This is a genomic window from Mucilaginibacter rubeus, from assembly GCF_014643835.1.
GTDB classification, from domain to species: domain Bacteria; phylum Bacteroidota; class Bacteroidia; order Sphingobacteriales; family Sphingobacteriaceae; genus Mucilaginibacter; species Mucilaginibacter rubeus.
Map to the genome: position 1 here is coordinate 304,924 of NZ_BMKD01000004.1, position 20,261 is coordinate 325,184.

At 43.9% G+C, this 20,261-nt stretch carries 20 protein-coding genes; 5 read left to right on the top strand and 15 right to left on the bottom strand.

Annotated elements, in window-relative coordinates:
• Nucleotides 1–11: 11 nt before the first annotated feature.
• Nucleotides 12–335 carry an FtsB family cell division protein gene (locus IEX80_RS15280; RefSeq protein ID WP_229701646.1) on the top strand — a complete coding sequence of 108 codons (324 nt, stop codon included), beginning with the start codon at nt 12–14 and terminating at the stop codon, nt 333–335.
• A 64-nt stretch (nt 336–399) separates the two neighbouring features.
• Here IEX80_RS15280 and IEX80_RS15285 read toward each other — a convergent pair whose 3' ends face one another.
• The 5 genes from IEX80_RS15285 to IEX80_RS15305 form a co-directional block, all read right to left on the bottom strand.
• The gene (locus IEX80_RS15285; RefSeq protein ID WP_188833381.1) at nt 400–822 is read right to left on the bottom strand and encodes an endonuclease domain-containing protein; all 423 of its coding nucleotides are present in this window, start codon (nt 820–822) and stop codon (nt 400–402) included.
• A 225-nt stretch (nt 823–1,047) separates the two neighbouring features.
• The gene (locus IEX80_RS15290; protein ID WP_188833382.1) at nt 1,048–3,129 is read right to left on the bottom strand and encodes a vWA domain-containing protein; all 2,082 of its coding nucleotides are present in this window, start codon (nt 3,127–3,129) and stop codon (nt 1,048–1,050) included.
• A gap of 182 nt (nt 3,130–3,311) precedes the next feature.
• On the bottom strand, nt 3,312–4,055 hold the full coding sequence (gene fabG, locus IEX80_RS15295) for a 3-oxoacyl-[acyl-carrier-protein] reductase (protein WP_090529006.1): 744 nt from the start codon (nt 4,053–4,055) through the stop codon (nt 3,312–3,314).
• A gap of 137 nt (nt 4,056–4,192) precedes the next feature.
• A complete protein-coding gene (locus IEX80_RS15300; RefSeq protein ID WP_090529009.1) occupies nt 4,193–4,720 on the bottom strand; it encodes a hypothetical protein in 528 nt (175 codons plus the stop codon).
• 291 nt (nt 4,721–5,011) lie between these two features.
• On the bottom strand, nt 5,012–7,369 hold the full coding sequence (locus tag IEX80_RS15305; protein WP_090529012.1) for a TonB-dependent receptor: 2,358 nt from the start codon (nt 7,367–7,369) through the stop codon (nt 5,012–5,014).
• A 203-nt stretch (nt 7,370–7,572) separates the two neighbouring features.
• On the opposite strand from IEX80_RS15305, the gene IEX80_RS15310 reads away from it, so the two are divergent.
• Nucleotides 7,573–7,776, top strand: a complete 204-nt coding sequence (locus IEX80_RS15310; RefSeq protein WP_188833383.1) for a hypothetical protein — start codon at nt 7,573–7,575, stop codon at nt 7,774–7,776.
• Nucleotides 7,777–8,022: 246 nt separating this feature from the next.
• On the opposite strand, the gene ahcY is transcribed toward IEX80_RS15310, so the two are convergent.
• The 5 genes from ahcY to IEX80_RS15335 all read right to left on the bottom strand — a co-directional run bounded on the left by ahcY (nt 8,023) and on the right by IEX80_RS15335 (nt 11,562).
• On the bottom strand, nt 8,023–9,339 hold the full coding sequence (gene ahcY, locus IEX80_RS15315) for an adenosylhomocysteinase (protein ID WP_188833384.1): 1,317 nt from the start codon (nt 9,337–9,339) through the stop codon (nt 8,023–8,025).
• A gap of 119 nt (nt 9,340–9,458) precedes the next feature.
• Complete coding sequence (locus tag IEX80_RS15320; protein ID WP_176627972.1) at nt 9,459–9,917, bottom strand: PIN domain-containing protein; 459 nt, start codon at nt 9,915–9,917, stop codon at nt 9,459–9,461.
• A complete protein-coding gene (locus IEX80_RS15325) occupies nt 9,910–10,143 on the bottom strand; it encodes a UPF0175 family protein (protein WP_090529023.1) in 234 nt (77 codons plus the stop codon). The genes IEX80_RS15320 and IEX80_RS15325 overlap by 8 nt, the downstream gene beginning before the upstream one ends.
• A gap of 44 nt (nt 10,144–10,187) precedes the next feature.
• Nucleotides 10,188–10,571 carry a bactofilin family protein gene (locus IEX80_RS15330; protein WP_090529026.1) on the bottom strand — a complete coding sequence of 128 codons (384 nt, stop codon included), beginning with the start codon at nt 10,569–10,571 and terminating at the stop codon, nt 10,188–10,190.
• Nucleotides 10,572–10,695: 124 nt separating this feature from the next.
• The gene (locus IEX80_RS15335; RefSeq protein WP_188833385.1) at nt 10,696–11,562 is read right to left on the bottom strand and encodes a M23 family metallopeptidase; all 867 of its coding nucleotides are present in this window, start codon (nt 11,560–11,562) and stop codon (nt 10,696–10,698) included.
• Nucleotides 11,563–11,764: 202 nt separating this feature from the next.
• Between IEX80_RS15335 and IEX80_RS15340 the strand changes: the two genes are divergently transcribed.
• Nucleotides 11,765–12,175: a BrxA/BrxB family bacilliredoxin gene (locus tag IEX80_RS15340; protein ID WP_090529680.1), complete on the top strand. Its 411-nt coding sequence runs from the start codon at nt 11,765–11,767 to the stop codon at nt 12,173–12,175.
• A 137-nt stretch (nt 12,176–12,312) separates the two neighbouring features.
• Here the strand turns inward: IEX80_RS15340 and IEX80_RS15345 are convergent, their stop codons facing one another.
• Complete coding sequence (locus IEX80_RS15345) at nt 12,313–12,870, bottom strand: hypothetical protein (protein WP_090529033.1); 558 nt, start codon at nt 12,868–12,870, stop codon at nt 12,313–12,315.
• Between the two features lie 78 nt (nt 12,871–12,948).
• On the opposite strand from IEX80_RS15345, the gene purD reads away from it, so the two are divergent.
• Complete coding sequence (purD, locus tag IEX80_RS15350; protein WP_090529037.1) at nt 12,949–14,223, top strand: phosphoribosylamine--glycine ligase; 1,275 nt, start codon at nt 12,949–12,951, stop codon at nt 14,221–14,223.
• Between the two features lie 213 nt (nt 14,224–14,436).
• Here the strand turns inward: purD and ispG are convergent, their stop codons facing one another.
• Nucleotides 14,437–16,506, bottom strand: coding sequence for a (E)-4-hydroxy-3-methylbut-2-enyl-diphosphate synthase (ispG, locus tag IEX80_RS15355; protein WP_090529041.1), 2,070 nt, complete (start codon nt 16,504–16,506; stop codon nt 14,437–14,439).
• A 141-nt stretch (nt 16,507–16,647) separates the two neighbouring features.
• Here ispG and IEX80_RS15360 point away from each other — a divergent pair, with 141 nt between their 5' ends.
• Nucleotides 16,648–17,523, top strand: coding sequence for a hypothetical protein (locus IEX80_RS15360; RefSeq protein WP_090529043.1), 876 nt, complete (start codon nt 16,648–16,650; stop codon nt 17,521–17,523).
• Nucleotides 17,524–17,594: 71 nt separating this feature from the next.
• Here IEX80_RS15360 and IEX80_RS15365 read toward each other — a convergent pair whose 3' ends face one another.
• The 3 genes from IEX80_RS15365 to IEX80_RS15375 form a co-directional block, all read right to left on the bottom strand.
• Entirely contained in the window at nt 17,595–18,206 is a 612-nt protein-coding gene (locus IEX80_RS15365; RefSeq protein WP_090529046.1) for an RDD family protein, read from the bottom strand.
• A gap of 145 nt (nt 18,207–18,351) precedes the next feature.
• Nucleotides 18,352–19,350, bottom strand: a complete 999-nt coding sequence (locus IEX80_RS15370; protein ID WP_090529049.1) for an MBL fold metallo-hydrolase — start codon at nt 19,348–19,350, stop codon at nt 18,352–18,354.
• A gap of 78 nt (nt 19,351–19,428) precedes the next feature.
• The gene (locus IEX80_RS15375; RefSeq protein WP_188833386.1) at nt 19,429–20,259 is read right to left on the bottom strand and encodes an alpha/beta hydrolase family protein; all 831 of its coding nucleotides are present in this window, start codon (nt 20,257–20,259) and stop codon (nt 19,429–19,431) included.
• Nucleotides 20,260–20,261: the final 2 nt, after the last annotated feature.

Genomic DNA, 20,261 nt, shown 5'->3' on the forward strand with positions numbered 1-20,261 from the left:
AATAGCTTTAAATGAAAATCATTCAGCCGGTATCAATGAAACGCCTTATAGATCTTTTCAAGAATAAGTTTTTCCTGGTTACCATTGCTTTTGTGGTATGGATGATATTTTTTGACAGGAACGATCTTTTTTCGCAATACCAATACCATCAGCAGGTTAAAAAACTAAGGCTCGAGCGCGATTTCTACAAAGCCCAAACCGACCAGGTAACCAAAGAACTCAAAGAACTGACCACTAACCCCCAGCAAATGGAAAAATTTGCCCGCGAAAAGTACCTCATGAAAAAAGCCAATGAGGATGTTTATGTGGTGATCCCGGAGACGAAAGAGAAGTAAAGAGTAGTAAAGCTGGGGCCGTGCGATTCCCTCCCTTGGGAGGGTGCAGGGAGGGGTTTCTACGCTATTCCAACAATGTTCTATCAAAATCTTTCGGCAGTTCAATCGAAGAGTCGTCTTTCACAATCTCAATTATCATCCCTTCAATAGCCCGTAATACATTAAGCAGATCATCTTTTACATCCGCCTGGGCGAACCTTAAAAATTTAACACCGAAGCTTTCTAATTTCGCTTGCCTGACATCATCCTTAATCAAAACATCTTCATAATTATGATATCGCCCATCTACTTCAATTGCCAGCATTAGTTCGTTGCAATAAAAGTCGACTATATAATTATCCATACAACGCTGACGATCAAAGTCGAAACCCAGTAGCTTATTTTCTTTTAATTCATTCCACAGGAGAACCTCGCCAAAAGTCATCTCTTTACGAAGTTTTCTGGCGATTGCTTTTAGTTTGGGGTTGTATGGGATGATTTTAACCATTTTTTTATCGTTTTATGATAATTATTCGAGTCTTTTTATTCCCTCCCTTGGGAGGGGTGCGGTGGGATTGCGCATTGGCAGGGAGGGGTTATACGCTATTCCAAACGGGTAAGTATATCGATGAAACCCCTCCCTACACCCTCCCAAGGGAGGGAATCGCACATTCCCTGCTTTTTTTCTTTTCTCTTCTTGTCTCTTACATCTCATCGTCTTGACTCTACTACCCTACACTTCTCCTTCCCGCTTCCTCAAAAACCACTCAGTTGATAACAGCAGCAGGATCAATACAAACAGCCATTTCAGATCTATCAAATCGCTGTATTGCTTATCTTCATAAACCACCGTTTTGATATTCTCATTTTTGCGGATCAGGTCGGCAAGCTGGCTTAGCTGCGATGGTTTGATCATTTGCCCGCCGCTTTGTTTGGCCAGGGTATTAAGCAAGGTATGATTAGCAGCGCTTTGACGGGTTTCGAGGTTAAGTGGTTTTATGGTGAATTGCCCGGTAGCTTTAAACTCCTGTTTGCCGTTTTGGGTTGATGCGTTGTAGGTGTATTCGCCTATGGGGAGGGTACCCGCATCAAGTTGATAGCTTTGTCCGGTACGTGTAAACAGGAAGCTATAGTTTTTTCCGGCCGTGCTTTTCAGCTCTATCTTTACATCAGGGACGTTAATCAACTCAAGGGCTTCATTATATAACTCGGCATTAAGGATCACGCTTTCCCCTTCATCAAATACATTACGGGCCGGATAAACACGAAAACGCTGGCGATTGGCGTTAGCAGTTAGATACTGCACCGTTTGGCTTAGCAGCTCATCGGTAGCGTTGCGGTTTCCATAGTTTTGATATTCGGCCAGTTGCCAGCGCCACAGGCCTTCACCGGTTAATAGGGCGATACGCCGGCCGGCCTCATCGCCGAAAGCCAATAAGGGATATGTAGTGGCTACAGCCCCAATCTTTTGTTTCAATAAAACTGAAGCACCGGTAGCGGTTCCGTAACTGCCGAACGGCGCTACTAATGGCGGAAAGGCGGCAATCTTTTTTTGCGCCGAATCGGAGAGGGTGAAAGCCGTAAAATCATTGGTTGGCAGGGGCATCACTTCCTGCGTTTCAGCACGGCCTGCGCTTATGCGTACCGTGTTTTGCTCGCTGTTAACGGCCTGCAGGTTACTTTGTGAACCAATGATATACCAAACCGGTGTTTTGCTCTTAGCAATAAAACTTTTCACCGGCGGATATTCGCCTGCCGAAAGCTGGTACAGGACCACCAGGCTATAATCTGCCGGTTTAATGCTTGAAGCATCAGCAAGTGAACTTGCCTTTACCTCAAAGTTCTTATTGGTTTCGATAGCCTGTTTAATCACCGTTAAATCGGGATGCGGACCGTTGTATAACAGCAGCACCTTTTGCCGGGCATCAAGCACCTCCACATAAATAGTTTCGGTATTGTTTTGGATGGACAGCTCGTTCTTAACAGGAGCAATGCTGATAGTATATTTTCTGAGGCCTTTTTTAGCAGCGTTCAGCTTTATGGGGACGATCTTTTTAAAATCGTTCGCGGTTACCGCAATGCTTTGGGCGTACACCTGTTTACCATCTTCGGTAACCGACAGGTTCATGCTTTCGTCCTTGCTTTGGTAAGCCGTGGCAAGCACTTCTATCACAAAATCGTTCCCTAAAAAGGCCGTTTTGTTATAATTCACGTTGCCGATGAGCAGGTCGCGCTTGGCTGTGGTATCGCCAAGGGCTATGGTGTAGATGCTGGTTTTGATATTCCTGGCCTCATACTGCGGATCATTACCCTGGTTGTATAAACCGTCAGTTGCCAATATCAGCGCACCGATGTTTTGATTAGTGAACCTGTCGTTAAGTTGGTGCAACGCACCAGCTATATCGGTTTGCTTACCATTAATTTTTTTTGAAAGGCCGGAATGCAGGCCTTTATCAAAGTTAAATTCCTGCACATCATATTTATCGCCCAACTCTTGTTTTAGTTTAGCCAGCCCATCAACAAAAGCAGATGAGTTAAAGCCTGTAGCTTTAAAAGTATTGATGGACGATGAATTATCCTGCGCTATAAGCACTAAAGGTTTTTTCGGTTCATATTTAACCGATTTTACCAGGGGAGAGATGAGCAGCACCGTTATAAAAAAAACGGTTATCGCCCGGATAACTGCCAGGATATAGCGTAAATTTTTACTTAGGTCAACCGGCTTGCGGTACATGAGCCAGGCATATGCCAAGCCAAGCAATAAACCGGCAGGCAACCACCATCCCGAAACAGAACCCCATGTAAGTGAAAACATTTGTAGCTATAGTATCGTCAGGGCGCAGATCATCCGGCCCAATAAACATTACCTGCAAAATGCGAAATTATTGTGAAAGGAGGGGAATAAGTTTTAAACCTCACCCAACCCTCTCCAAAGGAGAGGGCTTAAAAGCTTTTTCAAGTCTCCCCTTTTGGGGGAGATTTAGAGGAGGTGCATTCTTACAACATACCACCATCAACAGGGATAACCTGTCCGGTAATGTAGGCCGCCATATCAGATGCAAGGAATACACAGGCATTGGCTACGTCCTCAGTTTCACCGGCGCGTTTAAGCGGAATACCTGCTGCCCAGCCTTCAACAACTTTAGGGTCGAGCACTTCGGTCATTTCGGTACGGATAAAACCTGGTGCAACCACGTTGGTACGGATGTTACGTGAGCCCAGTTCTTTAGCTACTGATTTAGAGAAACCAATGATCCCTGCTTTTGAGGCAGCATAGTTGGCCTGGCCGGCATTGCCCTGCACACCAACAACCGAGCTCATGTTAATGAATACACCTTTGCGGTTTTTCATCATGATTTTTGAGGCAGCCTTGGTAACATTAAATATCGATTTCAGGTTTACGTCAAGCACTTCGTCCCAGTTTTCTTCGGTCATGCGCATCAGCAAACCGTCTTTAGTGATACCGGCATTGTTGACAACAATATCAAGCGTACCGAAATCAGCAACAATATCGGTAATCAATTTATCAGCTTCATCAAATTTGGAAGCATCAGAACGGTAACCTTTTACTTTAGTGCCGAAACTTTGCAGCTCCTGCTCAAGGGCCTGGCCTTTTTCAACAGACGACAAATAAGTGAAAGCTACATTAGCGCCATGCTCGGCAAATTTTTCGGCAATCTTGCGGCCTATTCCTTTTGACGCGCCGGTAACCAACGCGGTTTTTCCTTCTAATAATTTCATAATTAAAGTATATGATTTCAGGGCGGTGAAGTTAGGTATTTAGTTGGAAAGTTGAAAAAGTCCATGGTCGATGGGCCATAGTCCATGGCACTTAATTTTGGCTATGGTCTATCGACTATGGGCCATCGACTTAAAAACTATTTCAAATACTCCGCTGGTATCGGGTTATCCTTGCGCTCGCCGTCATAAAACCATGCCAGGATCCAGAAACGGGTGCCATCGTTAAATAGTTCAATACTGTTGATGCCGCGTTCGGTTACCGGCCCATCAGCTGTGTTGCGCGATTCGTAGGTGCTCCATACGTGGTAAATACCGCCAAATTTTTCAACCCGCCGGGCAATCTCCCGCTCATCAAAACCATTTTTTGACAATGATGGGTCGGCCAGTTTGTGGTATTCCTTCAGCGTCATATAGCTAAACTGCTGTTTGCCTTGCTTATCGGTATAGCCTGCACCAACATGAGCATTGGCAATATGCAGCAGGCTGTCGCGCTCATAGCTTACCTTTTCGCCTTTCTTAACCGAGACCACATCGTAATAAGCTTTCATGATGCCATCAAGCGTGCTTACGTTATCTCCGTATTTGGTAATAACCTGCGAATGCGCGGGAAAAGTGATAGCAATGGTAATTATAGCGATAAGCAGCGGCAGGATATTCTTTTTCATGGTGATCGGAGTTTATTAACAGTCAGATTTTGATTGAATTAACGAAAAATATCCGGGATATTATAAGGTAAAATAACCTAATGCGTCGACTTACCCGGGCATGGCTTAGAAGAAGCATTTTAAAATCCCCTCTTGAGAGGGGGCGCGATGGGTCGAGCGGTAGCAGGGGTGTGTTTGTAAGTTTATCAAAGCAGAAACACACCCCTCCACCCCTCTCGAGAGGGGAATCGCACATCCCAATGCTATAAAAAAGCATCATTCAAACATGGACGTTTGAACCTGCTTTTTCAATTAAAAAGTAGTATTTAGCGACACTCCATAGGTCCGCGGGTTGCCTAAGTGTGTCGCGCCGAAATCATAGGCATAATCAATGTATTTTTTGTTGGCGATATTGCTTTCCCAAAAGAACAACCCAAACCTTTTGGTGCTTACACCTACCCTCGCGTTGAACTTGCTGTAGCCTTTTTGTTCTATCTGGTTAGCGAGGTCAAAATACTGATCGCCAAGATAGCGCCACTCGCCGCGGGCAATCAATTTGGTTTTCAGCGCACCGCCCAAATCATAGCCATATTGTAAGGCCAGCATACTGGTAATGTTCGGTGTATAAATTTGCTTGTTGCCCTTCAAATTCACCTCTTCGCCATTGTTGCCTACAACCAACGTAGTATAACGGGCGTGGGTATAACCAAAGTTGTAATCAAACTCCAGGCCTTTAATTGGGGTAGCGTTAATTTCGGCCTCTATACCTTTGCTGCTTAACTTGCCTGCGTTTTTGGTAATGGTAATAGCATCAGGCAATACCAGGGTTGGTACCTGGGCATCGGTAACGCGGGTATAAAATGCGGTTACGTTTACACGGAGGCGGTTATCTAAAAAGTCGTTTTTTGATCCTACTTCAAAATTATTACTGTACTCGGGCTTGAAAGAATAAAGCGGCGGAGACGAAGGATCAGAACCCAGTTCGGTAATGCCTCCCGCGCGGAAACCGCGGCTGTACGTAGCAAACAAATTACTGTGTGCCGATACATGGTAAGCCAAACTCACTTTAGGCGTAAAGGCTTTGTAATGTGCCGTTGACGAAGTATCCGAACGGGTAACCACCGGTTCGCCGCCATTTGGCAGAAACTCGCCCATTACGTTTTCTTTTTTATGCTCGTAGTCATAACGCAAACCCGCGGTGATGTCAAACTGCTCATTCACGGCATAAGTAGCCTGCCCGTAAACAGCTATGCCATAGTTCCTGTCGGTATTGGTATTGATACTGGTAAAATCCGTCATCGGCGAGCCAACAGCGCCGGCATCGTCACCAAAGTAAGTGCCCTGCCTGTTTGGCGCATAGTGATAAAAGCCATAAGTCCCGGCTGCCCATTTCAATTTTGAGGCAGATGAAGCCGGCGAAGTAAAGCGGAACTCCTGGATGGTGGTTTTTACTTTATTCCATTTGCCGCCATAGTTGTTTACGATAGATACGGCGTCGATAGGGGAAAAATCGCCATCGATAGGTGTGGTATAATAGCGGTTGTTTACCTGGTAAGATGTTTGCGAAGTAAAATTAAAATCACTACCGCTGTAATTAGCCGTTAATGATGACTGGAAAGTATTATCAACCATTTTAGTCGTAGCGTTCTGGTTAACCTCAAAAGGACGACTTAGAGCATCATCGGGCGAACCGGCTAAAGTGAATGCGCCGTTGTTGCGGTTGTTGTAGTTTTTTACATTCAGGGTGAAAGCGAGCTTTGAAGTAGCCAAAAACTTTAGGTAATAGTTACCTAAAAAGTAATGTTGTTTATCAAAATGGGTATTATTAAAGGTGTTGGTATAAAAACCATTAAAGCCTGAATAAATTCCAGCTACGCCTAAATACAATTTACCTTTTACTAATGGGGCCTTGATGCCCAATGTATAGCGCTGTTGATTGTAATTACCCACATCAACACCGGCAAAACCGCTCAGGGTGTTTGATGGCTGCCTGGTGATCACATTGATAACGCCGCCTGTAGCATTACGGCCGTAAAGCGTTCCCTGCGGGCCGCGAAGCACTTCTATCCTATCCACATCCAGCAATTGGGGGATATAGGTATCCAGTCCGTATTGGTTTACACCATCAACGTAAGTAGCCACAGCCGGATCGTATGATGTGGTAACAATCCCGCGGATGCCGGTAACGGTACGGCCATCGCCGGGAGCACCTGAGTTTAAGTTAGGTACAATGGCGGTGAGGTCTTTCAGGTCCCAAAGCCTGTAATCCTGTATTTGTTTGGCCGAGAGCGTTGAAATGCTGAATGGTACACGTTGTGCCTGCTCTTCGGTTTTTTGGGCAGATACCGTAACCTCATCCAACTGGTTGCTGGCATCATTCAACTGAATTGTTATTGGGCGACTGGTACCGATTATAATTACCGGGATATTTTTAGCCGCATAACCAACAGCGCTGATATGCAGGGTATATTTCCCGGCAGTTATGCTTTTTAAAATAAATTTTCCGCTTCTGTCGGCACTGGTTTGGTAATTGGTATTGAGCAAATATACCGTAGCGCCCGCGATAGGCTGGTTCTTGCTATCGGTAACGGTGCCCGAAAAATCGCCCCTGGTTTGGCTCCGGGCCGATAGTGCAATAACAACAAATAATAAAGTAAATAATTTACGCATAAAACAGGTATAAATGTGTACAGATCACACATTGTAATCGATTGTCAATATTAGCAAATGACAAACAATTAACGGTCATAACTACATAAATATTACCATTTTTTAATGGCTCTAAGTGTTGGCGAAAAATAAATTCTTATGAGTAATAATTTCTAAATTCGCTTAAACCTCAAACTACAACCTTAACAAACGGTATTAAAAAAATGAATTGGGAACTATTCTTCTACGGTATTTTCTCTTTAGCAATTGCATATTTATTTTACAGAATTTTTGTTAAAGGGAAGGACCCGTATTATGAAGACATGGGTGGGAAAATTTTAAAAATCAGCTACCTTAAAAGTTGGGGTTTAGTCATTACAGCTATTATAACAGGAATATTACTGATTTTTCAATCCATATCAGCTTAAATATCAAATAACCTATCAATTACTGCCGCAAGTCCTCCCTGTTTGTGGCGCGTCTTCAAGTGTGAAACACATTTCAACTGCACCCTCCAAAAGCTGATGCCCGGGATAGTTCATCGAACTTGACCAATGAAAAACATCAAATCATATAAATCAAAAAAGGCCGCATCACCATGTGATACAGCCTCTCCATATTTTCCAAGCAAAGAGCCTTTCGGCTTTCTCCTTTATTGTTTAACCTTAAAAAGATTAATAACGGTAATATTCCGGTTTAAACGGACCTTCAACCGTTACGCCGATGTACTCAGCCTGATCCTGGTCAAGTACTTCCAGCTCAACACCAATTTTTGCAAGATGCAGGCGGGCTACTTTTTCGTCCAGGTGTTTTGGCAGGGTGTAAACTTTGTTTTCGTAAGCCGCGCCATTTGTCCAAAGCTCTAATTGAGCTAAAGTTTGGTTGGTGAACGAGTTACTCATTACAAAGCTTGGGTGACCGGTAGCGCAACCTAAGTTAACCAAACGGCCTTCGGCTAATATAATAACGTCTTTGCCTTCAATGGTATATTTATCAACCTGTGGCTTAATTTCCACTTTGGTATTGCCATAAGCACCGTTTAACCAGGCCATGTCAATCTCGTTATCAAAGTGACCAATGTTACAAACGATTGCTTTATCTTTCAACGCACGGAAGTGCTGCTCGCGAACAATGTTCTTGTTGCCTGTAGCAGTAACCACGATATCAGCTTCAGTGATAGCAGTGCTTAGTTTTTTAACTTCAAAACCTTCCATTGCAGCCTGTAAAGCACAGATCGGGTCGATCTCGGTAACAATAACACGTACGCCGGAATTGCGTAAAGAATCGGCCGAACCTTTACCAACATCGCCATAACCGCAAACAACGGCCACTTTACCGGCCATCATCACGTCGGTAGCGCGACGGATAGCGTCAACCAATGATTCGCGGCAACCGTATTTGTTATCAAATTTTGATTTGGTAACCGAATCGTTAACGTTAATAGCAGGCATTGGCAGGGTTCCTGCTTTCATGCGCTCATATAAACGGTGTACGCCGGTGGTAGTTTCTTCTGATAAGCCTTTGATAGCAGCAACCAGCTCAGGGTATTTATCCAATACCATGTTGGTTAAATCACCGCCATCATCAAGGATCATGTTAAGCGGCTGGCGGTCTTCGCCAAAAAATAAAGTTTGTTCAATGCACCAGTCAAATTCTTCGGCATTCATGCCTTTCCAGGCGTAAACAGAAATGCCGGCGGCAGCAATAGCAGCAGCGGCATGGTCCTGGGTTGAGAATATATTACATGACGACCAGGTAACTTCGGCACCAAGGGCAATCAGGGTTTCAATTAAAACAGCGGTTTGGATCGTCATGTGCAAACAACCGGCAATCCTTGCGCCTTTAAGCGGCTGGCTTGGGCCGTACTCTTTACGTAAAGCCATTAAGCCGGGCATCTCAGCCTCAGCCAGTTCAATTTCCTTCCGGCCCCACTCTGCCAGCGACAGATCTTTTACTTTGTATTTAACGAATGCAGTTTCTACTGATGACATATCGATTTTATTTTTGAGAGTGCAAAGTTAACTGATATCCTTGTGAAAATGAAATGTTTGGTTCACGCGCTTCGAGGATGTTCGATAAATGAGCCTGCGGCTTAAAAAGCTAACTGATATTAATTTTCCAAGTCTTTCAATATCCGTTCTAACAATAACGGGTCAATTCGAAAATTGGTTGACTTAATCAATTCAAAATAGGGCCTCAGTGACGGAATTTTATTTTGTTGTTTAGCGGCTATCAAAACACCCAGGGTACCAGTGAATTTGATATTAAGCTGACTTGCGAGTCGCCTGCCTTTAAAATCATCTACAATAAGTAAAGTATCTGGTATTTCTTGTGCTAAAGCTATAGCGCTTGCTTCACCTATATCAACCTGCAAACAGTAAACAGCAATTAATTGCGAATTTCTTACAGTCATTACCTGTATCCATTCGGGTAGGGGCTTTTTAAATTCAGCTGCAACTTCAGGCGTGGTTATGATATGATTATAAACGGATTGGAGAATATGCAGCGCCTGGATATTATCTAATAAAATCAAACAACTGGTATCGGTGATAACGGCGTATTCAACCATTGATCCGGGCTACATCCGCCAATATATCTTCGTAGTTGTATTGTATATAGTTAACGTTAAATTCAGCTAACACTGCCGGAAAATCAACCTTCTCCATTCCGCACATTTCAGCAGCCTGCCCTAACGATAATTTACCGGCTTCATATAACTTGGCGGCAAGAAAACGCACAGTTTCATCATGCTCTTTTTCAAGCGCATCAGGCACATTTAATGTCATCGTAGTCATAATATAAAGATAAGCATTTCTATATCAAAACAAAAACAAGGGGCTTATGCCTGCAACTGCTTTTGCACCTCTCCCTGCTGCATAGTCAGGTTACCATTGTATACCCCGCCATTTTCAACGGCCAGGTTCTGCGTTTTGATGTCGCCGGTTATACGGCCTGTAGCTTTTATTTCAAGCGAGGAGGTATTAATATCACCCCTTACAGTGCCGTAAACAAAGATCTCTTTAGTACTTATATTGCCCTTAACCTCCCCCTTTTCGCCCAGGATCAGGCCCTCATCAACCATTACATCGCCGTTAACCAGTCCGTCGATCCGTACAAAAGCCGGGGCTTTCAGGTTACCCTCTAATACACTGCCTTCGCTAATGAGGGTCGAGATTGCCTGTAAATCAAGTGCAACCTTATCTTTTTTAGAAAAAATAGCCATGTTTTTAAAGTCTTAACTTCTAAGTCCGAAGCCGATAGTTTCTAAATCTGCATCATAATAATCCATGGTCAACTTCCGACTCAGGATTTAAGACTTTCGATTTAACAAACTTCCTGCTTAGAACTTATTTATTCAGGGTTAAAAAATTTACCGGGTTAACCGGCTTCCCGTTTTTACGTACTTCATAGTGCAGGTGTGTACCTGTGGAGTGCCCGGTTGAACCTACCTTGCCTATGTTATCACCAACGGTAACCTGCTGCCCTACCTTCACTTCAATTTTCGAAAGATGACCGTACAAGGTTTCCAGGTTGTTAATATGCTGAATCCTGACACATTTACCATAACCACCGGCCCATCCCGCAAAAACAACTTTGCCGCTGGCTGTACATTTTACTGCATCGCCCCGGTTACCTTTAAAATCAATACCAGGGTGAAACTCGGCATGCTCCGAATCAAAAGGGTCGCTCCTGTAACCAAAAAATGAGGTAAACGAGCTGATCCTCGGGTAGCCCATCGGGGTAAACGCAATGGTGCTTGTTAAATGTTTAAGGTAATCGTCATACAGGCTGTAAGCTTCGGTATCGGGTAGCTTTACCCCTTCCCTGTTGCCATCGCCCCCGGTACCCTTTACAGTAAAACCTTTAAGGCCGCGCCTTTTTAAATACTCATTTATAGTTTTAAGTTTAACCTCGATAGATTGAATGTACGACTGGGCAGTACCCTGCGTATTTACCTCTGCTTTAACAACCGGCATGGTGCCTTTAAGTTTAGCTATCTGCGCCTGTAACTGTTGGTTTTCGGCCTCCTGCACAGCGCTTTTGTGATGCAGGTAAAACACCAAGCCACCAAGTACGGCAACAACAGCAGCTATGCTCCACGCGTAGTGTTTAAGCCTGTTAAGGTGCTTGGTTTTTATTTGTAATGATTTTGTATGCTGTTGATTTTTGTTGATGATAACAACAGTGCTAATATCAGGTGTTTTAAGTTTCATCAAATTCAAAATAAATTAGGGGTATGCAAGTTAAAAATTACTGTTAATAAAACAATATTAAATGTATGTAAACAGGTTATCAATGAAATAGCCTTCTACGTTAATCGTCAACCAATTGTTATTATTGAGTTTTTATAAACGTAAACCAAGTATCATTTCTTATTTTTGTAACACTGATTTTATTGTAAAGCAAAAAAAAATGATGTATCCGGAATATTTAGTAGCCCCGATGCGGGAAGATCTGACCAGGGTTGGTTTTGAAGAATTAAAAGATGCCGATGCTGTAAAAAACGCTATTGAAAGCGAAGGTACAGTATTTGTAATGGTTAACTCGGTATGTGGCTGTGCTGCGGCAAACGCGCGCCCGGCTGCTAAAATTGCCGCCGCAAACGGCAAACATCCTGATAAACTGGTAACCGTTTTTGCAGGCATGGAAAAAGAAGCTGTTGATACCGCGCGTAACTATATGCTGCCTTACCCGCCATCGTCACCTGCCATGGCGCTGTTTAAAGATGGCAAGCTGGTGCATATGATTGAGCGCTACCAGATAGAAGGCCGCCCGGCACAAATGATTGCCGATAACCTGATTGACGCGTTTGAACAATACTGCTAATTGAGCTGAAGGCCGAAGGCTTAAAGCAGAAAGCTAAAAAACATAAAAGAGCTGAGGGAAAATCCTTCAGCTTTTTTTGTTTTCAAAATCCGAAATCGAAAATTCGATATCCGAAATCAAATTGATGTCATTCTGCTTTATTTATCGTCGTCGTTTTTGTCCTCATCCTCTTCATCATCGTCAAAATCATTGAAGCTGCCCATGTCTTCGTCATCCTCGTTAAATTCTCCAAAAAAGCGGTCTTCATCAAACATCAGCTCTTCCATCTTTTCCTGTTCGGGCGTACTGGTATCAAAGCGGATGGCCCAATTGTCGGGGATATCATAGCTTTTATCAAATCCCCTGATCCATTCTACAAAAACCAGGCGAAACTCCTCTACCTTTTCCCTCATCAACTGTACATAGTCCTCTTCATTAATTTTTACCATTGATGCAAAAGATACGGCATTAAACATATCCTGTACCGCAAGTTTAATGAGCACAGCATTTTGCATCCGCAGCGAATACAGGCTACCACCTTCGGCGCCGGCAATTTTTGCCTGGATAAGAGCGGCATTACTGCACATCTGTATGGCCAGATGTTCTTTCATGCTGTCTTCCTTTAATGATTCGGCAATTACATCCGCCAGGTCAAATAATTCCTGCGATTTTTGGTATACCGGGAGCTTTTCAAACTTTTCGAGTCTACGGGCCATGGGGTAAATTTACTACTTATAACACAAGTAGCCTCATATATAGTATTAAAGGCTTATTAAAAAAACTATCTTTGCCGCATGAACATTCTGATCCTTGGTTCGGGCGGAAGGGAAAGTGCCTTCGCCTGGAAAGTAGCCCAAAGCGCTCATTGCGACAAACTTTTTATTGCTCCCGGCAATGCCGGCACCACCCAATACGGTACAAACGTAAATATTAAAGTTACCGACTTTGAAGGCATTAAAGCACTTGTTTTAAAAGAGGATATCAACCTGGTATTGGTTGGCCCCGAAGAGCCCCTGGTAAAAGGCGTTCATGATTTTTTCCTGGCCGATGAGCAATTGAAAAACATCCCGGTTGTTGGTCCGCAGCAGGAAGGCGCACAATTGGAAGGCAGTAAAGATTTCTCCAAGCAGTTTATGGAAAGACATAACATCCCTACTGCTGCTTACAGAACTTTCACCAAAGATACCCTGCAGGATGGTCTTACTTATTTGGCTACTGCCGGTTTACCTGTGGTATTGAAAGCCGATGGACTTGCAGCCGGTAAAGGAGTACTGATTTGCCTTACTTTAGAGGAAGCCCAAACCGAACTTACTGCTATGCTGGCCGATGCTAAATTTGGCGAAGCGAGCTCACGTGTGGTTGTTGAACAATTTTTAACAGGCATTGAGCTCTCGGTTTTTGTGATGACCGATGGTAACAGCTATAAAATTTTACCCGAGGCTAAAGACTATAAACGTATTGGCGAAGGGGATACCGGCTTAAATACCGGTGGTATGGGCTCTATCTCTCCCGTTCCATTTGCCGATGCTGCCTATATGAAAAAGGTAGAGGAGCGCGTGATCACCCCTACCATTGAAGGTTTGAAGAAAGATGGCATCCCTTATAAAGGTTTTATTTTTATTGGCTTGATGAACAGCAATGGTGAACCCTGGGTTATTGAATACAACTGCCGTATGGGCGATCCGGAAACGGAAAGTGTGATGCGCCGTATAGATTCGGACTTTGTTGATTTGCTGTTAGGCGTTGCCGAAGGGAACCTGAACGAAAAAGAGATCATCATCAGCCCTAAAACAGCGGCCACCGTAGTCATGGTTGCGGGCGGTTACCCAGGCGAATACCTGAAAAACAAGGTGATTACCGGTACCGAAAACGTGCGCGACTCGATCGTGTTCCACGCAGGCACTTCAATGGATGGCAATGATGTAATAACCACAGGCGGCCGTGTATTAGCTATTACTACCGTACAGGATAATATGTTCAGCGCCCTGCAACAGGCTACTGCCGATGCAAGCCGGATTTATTATGATGGCATGTACTTTAGGAAAGATATTGGCTTTGACCTTCTTTAAGAGGTCATTGGGGCATTAGTCATTAAGTCATTTTTCTTTGCAACTCGAAAACTTCCGGAGCTTCTGAACCATGATTTTTAGGATTTATGGATTCTCAGGATGCATGGTGAATCGTCAAACTTAAAGTCCCCTGAGAATCTCTCTGCGAGAGGTTCTCAGGGGACTTTAAAAATCTTTAAATCCGGTAAATCAGCTTAATCCCGGTTCAGATAATTACTCCTGCACCGCGTCAATCCAATTGCCGTCGCCTTTAATAATATTGATAAGCTCATCAAGCGCATTGGCCGAACTGATGTTTTTCTTTACCGCTTCTTTACCACGGTAAAGGGTAATTTTATCAGTACCAGAGCCTACGTAACCGTAATCGGCATCAGCCATTTCACCGGGACCATTTACAATACAGCCCATGATGCCAATCTTTAACCCTTTAAGGTGACTGGTACGACTGCGGATCATTTGGGTAGTAACCATCAGATCGAACAAGGTACGCCCACAGCTTGGGCAAGAGATATATTCCGTTTTAGAAATCCTTGACCGGGTAGCCTGCAAAATACCAAAAGAAGTAGAAGTAATTACACTTGTAGGCAATTCAGGTGCATCTATCCAGATACCATCGCCAAAACCATCAACTAATAAAGCGCCGAGGTCAGTAGAGGCGTAGAGTTGGAGAAGAGTTTGTCCATGGTCCATGGTCCATGGACTATGGACTTTCTCACTTTCGGACTTTCCGACTTCCGGACTTTCCGACTCAAAAACATAGCTTCTCTTCACAATCACGGGCACATCAAGTCCCAGTTCCTCCATTTTAAAAAAGAAGGAGCGTTGCTCGGCCATGCCGTGTAAAGCATCTGTTTCAAGTACCAACACCAGCGACTTATCAAGTTGAATTGATCCGAAATCTTCCGAATCAATATCAGCAGGTTTTAAATGTACAAGGTTCAGTTTTGATGAACGATCGACATCGCCAATATATTCCTGTAAAGTAAATACCGGGTGGCAGTTGGTTTTATCGGCCAGTTTAAGCCAGGTATTATAATTATACAGTTGTTTTAAGTTGCCCGGTAAGGTAAATGAAGGCAATTCATCGGCCAGGTAAACAAAATCAACCGATTGCTCGGCCATGTTATACTTATCCAGCAAAGGCGAGTACAGGTAGCCCGCCTCGTTCAATACCGCCGGGTCTTTCAGGTTCTTTTTAGATAGGTCGACAACAACCCGCGGCACCAAATGCCCGCCTATGAAAGCGTTGGCCTCGTAGGTTTCACGTTTTTTATATTCGTAGGGGTTGTGTTTTGAAGGTAAAAGGTCAAAGGTTAAAGGCGAAAGGTTTTTAACTTCCGTAGCTACCTTTTGCCTTTCACCTTTCGCCTTTTCCCTCATAGTGTAACGTCGAACCAGCTCAATAGCGACCGGTGCTTCCGCTTCGGGCTCTTCGGTGAGGGACACGCGAACAGTATCACCGAGGCCATCCTCCAATAGTGTACCAATACCTACGGCAGACTTGATCCGGCCGTCTTCACCATCACCTGCTTCGGTTACGCCAAGGTGCAGCGGATAATTCATTCCTTCGGCAACCATGGTTTCAACCAACAGGCGGTATGCCTGTACCATTACCTGCGGATTGCTCGACTTCATGGAGATCACGAGGTTATAAAAATTCAACTGCTCGCACATCCGCATAAACTCCATGGCCGATTCAACCATGCCCTGCGGGGTATCGCCGTAGCGGCTCATGATCCTGTCGCTCAGCGAACCGTGGTTGGTGCCAATGCGCATAGCGGTGCCATATTCCTTACAAACTTTTACAAGCGGTGTAAATTTCTGGAAGATGCGTTCCAATTCGCCCTGGTACTCCAGGTCGGTATAATCAATCTGGTCGAATTTTTTTTTATCGGCGTAATTGCCGGGGTTTACGCGTACTTTTTCAACTATACGGGCAGCCACCTCGGCAGCATTTGGGGTAAAGTGGATATCTGCAACCAAAGGCACCGTGTAGCCACGGGCGCGAAGCTGCTTTTTAATTTCGGCCAGGTTTTGGGCCTCTTTGATGCTGGGGGCTGTAATGCGCACGTATTCGCAACCGGCATCAACCATGCGGATGGATTGCTCAACCGTACCAATGGTATCCATGGTATCAGTAGTAGTCATGCTTTGGATCCGGATTGGATTATTCCCGCCCATAGGCACGTCGCCAATATTAACCTCGCGGGTAACAAAGCGTGAATATTCGGTTAACGAGTTACAATAACGGCCGGGCAGCACTTTAACAGCATCAGTATTCATCAATGATGGAAATTAATATAATGCAAATTTAGTGAATATGTTGGGATTAGGCTACCTGTGCATGAAGGATAAATTATTGTGCAGCCAATAGTCTCAAACTGAATTTATATATCTTAGCCGGGTAGAACCTTAAAACAAATTATGAAAAACAGCAGTTTGCTTATTCTAATTCTTATTGCCGTTATATCCTGTAAAAGCAAAAACAAAACACCTGTTTCCGACACTGCATCACAATCCGATAAACAAACTGCAAATACAATTCCTAACCGGGACTCCCTGCAGCAAATTAAAACTATAATGCACGGCAATTGGGTGAAAAGTGACTACATTGCCGATCTTATCCGTACCAAATCGCCTTACATTTCATCAAAAAAATTATCCGGCATCGCCGCTCTTGAAATTAGTTTGGGATCGGCAAAAAGCGATAGCCTTGTAGCAGGCGTAAGCTTAAATAATCATGAGGGAGCAAACCTGACCCTGTTTTTAAAACAAGGTAATAACCGTGCTTCATTCAAAACCAACTGGATTGATTATGAAGTGAGTACCAATTATTACGAGCTTGGTTATCAAATAACAGGCGGCGATACCAGTTTACTTCTTTATCATTATAACAAAAACAACCAAGTTATTGATAGCACAAAGTATATTAGGGTTTTGGATAAACAAATAGTAAACGATATGGGCTACGGAATAGATTATATTACCAATAAACTACTCATATCCGGCGATTATATAATGACGGGGGCCGACGGAAAACAATCATCTGTAACTTTTACCAACGCAGGTAAAGTAAGAGGGTTTTCGGAGTATGAAACCTATTACGTTAATACTGATTTTGTGGCCGGCCCGGAAAATGATCTTGACCAGCTTAGTTTTAATGTGGATACCCACCATCAAAAAAACTTTCTCTTTCGCGTTAAAGGCGACACACTAAATATTTACAAAACCGATTTTAGTGCCGATTCCATCCATTTAAAATGGGGTAAGCTGGAATATGAACTGGTTAAAAGAAAATAACTTATCTTGAAGAACTTCTTGCGTGTACTTTACTTATTGCTTTCCCTAACAGAAAGGAAACCACTTCCGTTTCACACCAACCTATCCTTAATTACCAGTGTCCCCGCTATCATATCATGTAAACATTGCTGCTGTTTATTAAAAAAAGCCATCAGGTAGCCTATAAAAAAGGTTAATACCGAAAATATTTTGGCCAGGTTACGGCCAATGGCTTTGCCAACACTGATCCTGTTTCCGTCCATATCAACTACTTTTATTTTGAGCATTTGTTTACCATAAGTAGCCTGCTTAACCGAGCTTTCCATTACCACATGATAAATAAATTTGCCTATGGGCGTAAAAGCGACAATGCTAATAGAGGTATATATCCGCGCCTGCTTATCCGTAATGAACAGGAACACCGCCATGGCTGCCAGTAAAACAAATACGCCGAACAGGATAAACCAGTCGAGCGCCGAGGCCAGCCAGCGCTGGTCAAAACTGCCGTAGTATTGCATGAGCAACTTAGGGCGGGCAAAGCCGAACAGTTCCCTTAATTCGGCAATTTCCTGAGCCTCTTTATAATCTACCATATCGTCGGTTTTAACAAAATCGCCGGGTTTGATGCCGCGGGCTTTGAGTTCGGGAATGGTAAATGGACCTTCGGGTTTACCATTAATGACTAATATATAGGATTGGGACATGGAATGGTCGATTACATAACCATGTCATTGAGGAGGCACGACGAAGCAATCGCATACCATACAGGGCGGGACCTGCCTCCGTACGATTGCCACGCTACGCTCGCAATGACATGTTTTTTATTGCTTTTTATTGTTTTTTATCCCTCTAAGATAAATATTCCTTCCACCAATCAGAATTAAAGACACCTTTTACTTCGGTTGGCTCACCGGGTTTGGGTACAAATAAATCGATGTGTTTTTGGTTTGCCATAGCGGTTAGCCATTCAATAGGCTCGTACCAGGCATGCGGAGCCAGGTTAAACGTACCGTAATGGATGGGCATCATCAATTTGCCTTTCAGATCGAGATGGGCATTTGAAGCATTATCAGGCCCCATATGAATATCCGGCCAGAATTTACCATAAGCACCTATCTCCAGCATAGTCAAATCAAACGGACCAAAAGCCTCTCCTATCGCCTTAAATTCGGGCGAGTAACCCGAATCGGCGCCAAAGTAAATATTATGCTGCGGACCTTTGATCACGAACGACGACCACAATGTTTCGTTTCGCCCAACAATTCCCCTGCCCGAAAAATGGCGTGAGGGTGCTGCCGTAAGTACAATTTCATTGCCAATCATGGCGCTGTCGCCCCAATCCATTTCAGTAATAAAGTTGGCGGCCATGCCCCAGTTGGTTAAATACTGCGCTACCCCTATCGAACAGAAAAAAGGGATGTTTTTATCCGCAAAAAACTTAATGGTAGCCTTATCCAAATGATCATAATGATCATGCGACTGGATCACCGCATCCAACGGGGGCAGATCTTCCAAAGCTATCGGCGGTTGAAAAAACCGCTTCGGCCCAAATGATTGCGAAAACGAAACCCGCTCGCTCCAAACCGGGTCGGTAAGGATGCGCTTGCCGTCAATCTCAATCAGGATACTGGAATGGCCAACCCAGGTAATGCGCAAGCCCGACGCGGGCGGTGTACTGTAAACCGATAGATCTGTTTTAAAAGGGCCTAAAGTTTTCTTAGGCGTATTTTCGGCCTTGTTGTTCATGTACTCCCTTAAAATGGGGATCATTTTACCAAAGCCGGCCTCGTCGGTAGGTATCGTATTGAGATATTTTCGTCCTTTTTTTCGCGATGCGGGTAAACTCATAACAGCAATTATAGTACTAATATCAGGTATGATATAACTAACGTAAAAAAGTCACGATTGGTTGAAACAGCTCAGCCTTTATTTACTTAAGAATGATATTGCCGTATCACAAAACTCAATCAGCTGGGCCGGCAAAGCATCTCCGGTAAAAGGATGTTCGCCACCAAAAGTATGATCTGCGCCTTTTTGCACTATGTATTCCGCAGCAGGATTAGCTTCATGCAATTGCAGGGAATGGCTTACAGGTACCGTAGGGTCGGCATCACCATGAACGATGAGCCATGGCTGTTTTATTAAACCTGCCTGCCTAATGATATCCAGCCTCAGCGGGTGATTGTCCAGATCATCTAACAGGGTTGATTTAACAGGCATTTGCTGCCCGGTACGCTTATTTTCAAAGTAAAAAACGCTCTGCAAACGCCACTGTTGTTCTATTTGCTTAGGCCACAGGTTCCGGAAACCGGATATGGAAGCCATAGTTACCAGCTTTTTAATCCGGCTATCTTCGGCAGTTTTGATAATACTTACACCGCCGCCCATGCTATGCCCAATGAGGTATACACCATTAGCCATAGGCATACTTGCCCCACTACAGGCAAAATCAATGATGGTATCCAAATCTTCCAGTTCAATAGAGACGGTATTATCGGCAAAGGCTGTCAGATCGGCAAAATCTAAGGGGCTGGCAGGCGTTGTGCCATTGTGCGAAAAGTTAAATTTCAGGAAACGAAAGCCCTTTTCGGCAAAATACCGGGCTAACAGATCATGCGTGCCCCAATCTTTAAACCCCTTAAAGCCATGTGCAAAAATTACCAGTGGTGTATTTTTAAAAACATCGTCGTAGGTAACATCGATAAGCATTGGCCGCCCTTTAGCGCCGGGAAGGGTAAAATTATCTTTCCTGATCATGG

Excerpts from the sequence above, each read along its gene's own strand:
- IEX80_RS15280 (WP_229701646.1), top strand. The coding sequence starts at position 12 with ATGAAAATCATTCAGCCGGTATCAATGAAACGCCTTATAGATCTTTTC.
- IEX80_RS15285 (WP_188833381.1), bottom strand. The coding sequence starts at position 822 with ATGGTTAAAATCATCCCATACAACCCCAAACTAAAAGCAATCGCCAGA.
- IEX80_RS15290 (WP_188833382.1), bottom strand. The coding sequence starts at position 3,129 with ATGTTTTCACTTACATGGGGTTCTGTTTCGGGATGGTGGTTGCCTGCC.
- fabG (WP_090529006.1), bottom strand. The coding sequence starts at position 4,055 with ATGAAATTATTAGAAGGAAAAACCGCGTTGGTTACCGGCGCGTCAAAA.
- IEX80_RS15300 (WP_090529009.1), bottom strand. The coding sequence starts at position 4,720 with ATGAAAAAGAATATCCTGCCGCTGCTTATCGCTATAATTACCATTGCT.
- IEX80_RS15305 (WP_090529012.1), bottom strand. The coding sequence starts at position 7,369 with ATGCGTAAATTATTTACTTTATTATTTGTTGTTATTGCACTATCGGCC.
- IEX80_RS15310 (WP_188833383.1), top strand. The coding sequence starts at position 7,573 with ATGAATTGGGAACTATTCTTCTACGGTATTTTCTCTTTAGCAATTGCA.
- ahcY (WP_188833384.1), bottom strand. The coding sequence starts at position 9,339 with ATGTCATCAGTAGAAACTGCATTCGTTAAATACAAAGTAAAAGATCTG.
- IEX80_RS15320 (WP_176627972.1), bottom strand. The coding sequence starts at position 9,917 with ATGGTTGAATACGCCGTTATCACCGATACCAGTTGTTTGATTTTATTA.
- IEX80_RS15325 (WP_090529023.1), bottom strand. The coding sequence starts at position 10,143 with ATGACTACGATGACATTAAATGTGCCTGATGCGCTTGAAAAAGAGCAT.
- IEX80_RS15330 (WP_090529026.1), bottom strand. The coding sequence starts at position 10,571 with ATGGCTATTTTTTCTAAAAAAGATAAGGTTGCACTTGATTTACAGGCA.
- IEX80_RS15335 (WP_188833385.1), bottom strand. The coding sequence starts at position 11,562 with ATGAAACTTAAAACACCTGATATTAGCACTGTTGTTATCATCAACAAA.
- IEX80_RS15340 (WP_090529680.1), top strand. The coding sequence starts at position 11,765 with ATGTATCCGGAATATTTAGTAGCCCCGATGCGGGAAGATCTGACCAGG.
- IEX80_RS15345 (WP_090529033.1), bottom strand. The coding sequence starts at position 12,870 with ATGGCCCGTAGACTCGAAAAGTTTGAAAAGCTCCCGGTATACCAAAAA.
- purD (WP_090529037.1), top strand. The coding sequence starts at position 12,949 with ATGAACATTCTGATCCTTGGTTCGGGCGGAAGGGAAAGTGCCTTCGCC.
- ispG (WP_090529041.1), bottom strand. The coding sequence starts at position 16,506 with ATGAATACTGATGCTGTTAAAGTGCTGCCCGGCCGTTATTGTAACTCG.
- IEX80_RS15360 (WP_090529043.1), top strand. The coding sequence starts at position 16,648 with ATGAAAAACAGCAGTTTGCTTATTCTAATTCTTATTGCCGTTATATCC.
- IEX80_RS15365 (WP_090529046.1), bottom strand. The coding sequence starts at position 18,206 with ATGTCCCAATCCTATATATTAGTCATTAATGGTAAACCCGAAGGTCCA.
- IEX80_RS15370 (WP_090529049.1), bottom strand. The coding sequence starts at position 19,350 with ATGAGTTTACCCGCATCGCGAAAAAAAGGACGAAAATATCTCAATACG.
- IEX80_RS15375 (WP_188833386.1), bottom strand. The coding sequence starts at position 20,259 with ATGATCAGGAAAGATAATTTTACCCTTCCCGGCGCTAAAGGGCGGCCA.